2 protein-coding genes are annotated in these 3,212 nt (G+C 41.8%); both read left to right on the forward strand.

The window, feature by feature from the left end; translation table 11 throughout:
• Window positions 1-1,125, forward strand: a 1,125-nt coding sequence (locus ACQR30_RS09490; RefSeq protein WP_429734392.1) for a TIM-barrel domain-containing protein, incomplete at its 5' end; no start/stop codon positions are given.
• Between the two features lie 251 nt (window positions 1,126-1,376).
• On the forward strand, window positions 1,377-3,212 hold a 1,836-nt coding region (locus ACQR30_RS09495), incomplete at its 3' end, for a glycosyl hydrolase (protein ID WP_429734394.1).

The following is a 3,212-nucleotide window of genomic DNA, read 5'->3' on the forward strand; positions in this document are numbered from 1 at the left end:
AAGACGGATAGCCGCGATTTAGACTTTAGCAATCCTAGCTTAAGAAAGTGGTATGAAGCAAAGAATAAACCGCTGATTAAAGCAGGAGTTGATGCTTGGTGGGATGACGAAGGTGAATCCTATTATACCTGTTATTATTGGTGGAATACCGCACAAAGCGACTTACTGGCGTCTGCACGACCAAACCATCGCCATTTTGCGTTAAACAGATCATTCAGCCCGGGTAACCAGCGTCTTGGCTATAGCACCTGGAGTGGTGACATTCCCTCAACCTGGCGATCTTTGGCTCAGGTGCCTATGGATCTACTGAACTTTAGTCTTGCAGGAATGTATTATGGCGCTTGCGATATTGGTGGTTTTCAGGGTAATCCGACAAAAGAAATGCTAGTACGTTGGTTCCAAGCCGGCGTCTTTTTCCCCATTATGCGCGCGCATTCCGACTTTCGCATGACTCCCCGTTTCCCTTTTTTATGGGGTGCGGATGGCGAAGCTGCCATGCGTAAAGCACTTAATTTAAGGTATCAATTACTCCCCTATATTTATAGTTTAGGACAGGAAGCTTATAAGACGGGTGCTCCTATTATGCGGCCACTGGTCATGGAGTTTCCGTCAGATACAACCGTCGCTAATATGACCGATGAATGGCTGCTAGGCAAAGGCGTATTGGCTGCACCTGTGTTGCAAACGGGTGGTAAGCGCGATATTTATTTCCCCAATGACACCTGGTACAATTATTTCACAGGCAAAAAAATCATAGGCCCTAAAACAATCTCGGTCGACGCAGCGCTGGATCAAATACCGGTGTATGTTCGCGCAGGTACTATTCTACCTATTGGGCCTGTTATTCAATATTCAGAAGAGACATCTGATACTCCTCTGCAAATCCGCATCTATAGTGGGAAAGACGGAAGCTTTACAATGACCGAGGATGATGGAGTGTCCTATAATTATACCAAAGGTGACACTAGAACAACAGTCTATAAATGGAACGATAGAACTAAAACGCTATCCTGGAAAGTAAGCGGCCCTTATGTCGGCAAAAACATTTACAAAACCATTAAAATAATTCTAGGGAAGCAAGAAAAGCTTGCAACTATTGGTAGAAAAGGAGCTGTGACTTTCTAACAGCGATTTTCACCTTTCACCTATGTGGGTGCCGTACATGAACATTAAAAGCGATTTTCAATCTATCCTATAATGATGAATACTTTCTCGGGAATCAGAATGCTGTGCCATATTGCAAACTGTGCAGGACGGTTAAATGAATGTTGCAATTTATCTTTAACTCAGAATTCTTTTGAAGTTATCATCGGCAACCAGAGGTACTTGAGTGCATGTTTTGACCCGTAAAATATAAAAAGGACTAAAATTCATTGATGAAATTATTAAAAGTGATTAAACAAATTTTACGCGTGACATTGCTCCTATATGCGGCATTATTAACCGCTTGTGGGGTAAAAAAACCTATTATTTCGAATGAATATACAACATCTGTAAATCTCGAGAAAAATTTCAAGGTTCCACCGGATTCTTCAAAGCCCTGGGTATATTGGTATTGGATTAATGATAATATCTCAAAAAAAGGAGTTACAAAGGATCTCGAAGCAATGGCTAAAATTGGCATAGGTGAAGCCTTTATTGGGAATATAGGCCTACCGGGAACATCAGAAGGAAAAGTCCCTTTTCAGAGTAAAGAATGGTGGCAAATCACAAAACATGCTATTCATGAGGGTGCGAGAACCGGTGTCAATATTGGTCTATTCAATAGCCCCGGTTGGAGTCAGTCAGGAGGGCCATGGATAAAACCCAATGAAGCAATGCGTTATCTAGTGCATAAAGATTGGAAAGTAAACGGTCCTCAAAAATTCTCTCAAAGATTGGATGTTTCTTACGATAATTTTCAACAGGTTGCTATACTGGCATTCCCCGAACCTAAAGATGACGGAAAAATCCTTACAGATAAAATTGCTAAGATTCATTGCTCACAGATTCAAAACATAAGTACTATATTTAGCAATGATACATCCACTTCCGTAGATTTCCCGGCCGCAAGTAAATTAGTAACAATCGATATAACATCAGATGCTCCTTTTACTGCGCGCAGCCTTACCTTATATACATCAAAGCATCCGGCCACCATTGACTGCGAGCTACAAGGCTTTAAAAATAATGCTTGGCAGACAATCAAAAAGTTTACGATCAATCGGAGCAATCCGAATTTAAATGTGGGGCCGATGCCTTATGCGCCAACTGCTGTTTCATTCCCTGCGGTTACGACGTCAAAATTCAGGTTGTTATTTTCTAATATACAGGGGCAGGCCGGCCTTTCAAATGTTAAGCTATCTGCAGCACCCAAGTTAGAAGATTATGTAGAAAAACAATTAGGGAAAATGTATCCGACACCGCATCCTATGTGGGATGCTTATGAATGGCCATCGCAGGCTGAGCCTAACGACCAAGCAACCCTCATAACTCCTTCTTCCGTTATAAATATTACAAAATATCTGTCTAAGGATGGAACACTTATATGGAATGTTCCTAAAGGCAATTGGATTATTGAAAGTATCGGTATGACGCCCACAGGAGTTACAAACTCACCTGCTGTACCAGAAGCAACGGGCTTAGAAGTGGACAAGATGAATACGAAAGATATCACCGCTCATTTTAATGCTTTCGTGGGCAGGGTATTGGACAGTATTGCCCCACAAGACAAGAAGGCATTTAAACACGTCGTGGAAGACAGTTATGAAACCGGATCTGAAAATTGGACCGACGGTTTTGGCGATGAATTTAAAAAGAGATATGGTTATGATGCAAAAATGTGGCTTCCGGTATTATCCGGCCGAATCATTGGAAGCGCCGATTTGTCTAATCGTTTTTTATGGGACATGCGTCGACTAATTGCAACCAATATTGCTTATAAATATGTTGGAGGGTTAAGAACCCTGAGTGAAAAACATGGCATGGAATCTTGGTTGGAAAATTATGGACATTGGGGATTTCCATCAGAATTTTTAATGTATGGTGGCCAATCTAATAATATCTCAGGTGAATTTTGGGCAGAAGGAGATTTGGGTAGTATAGAGTTGCGTGACGCGTCCTCAGCTGCCCATATCTATGGCAAGAGACAAGTATGGGCAGAGTCATTTACGGCAGGGTTACAGGCCTTTTTACGATATCCGGCTTCGCTAAAAAAACGTGGAGACTGGGCC

Origin of the sequence: Arachidicoccus sp. (assembly GCF_050436765.1) — a bacterium.
In the GTDB taxonomy this organism is placed as follows: Bacteria; Bacteroidota; Bacteroidia; order Chitinophagales; family Chitinophagaceae; genus Arachidicoccus.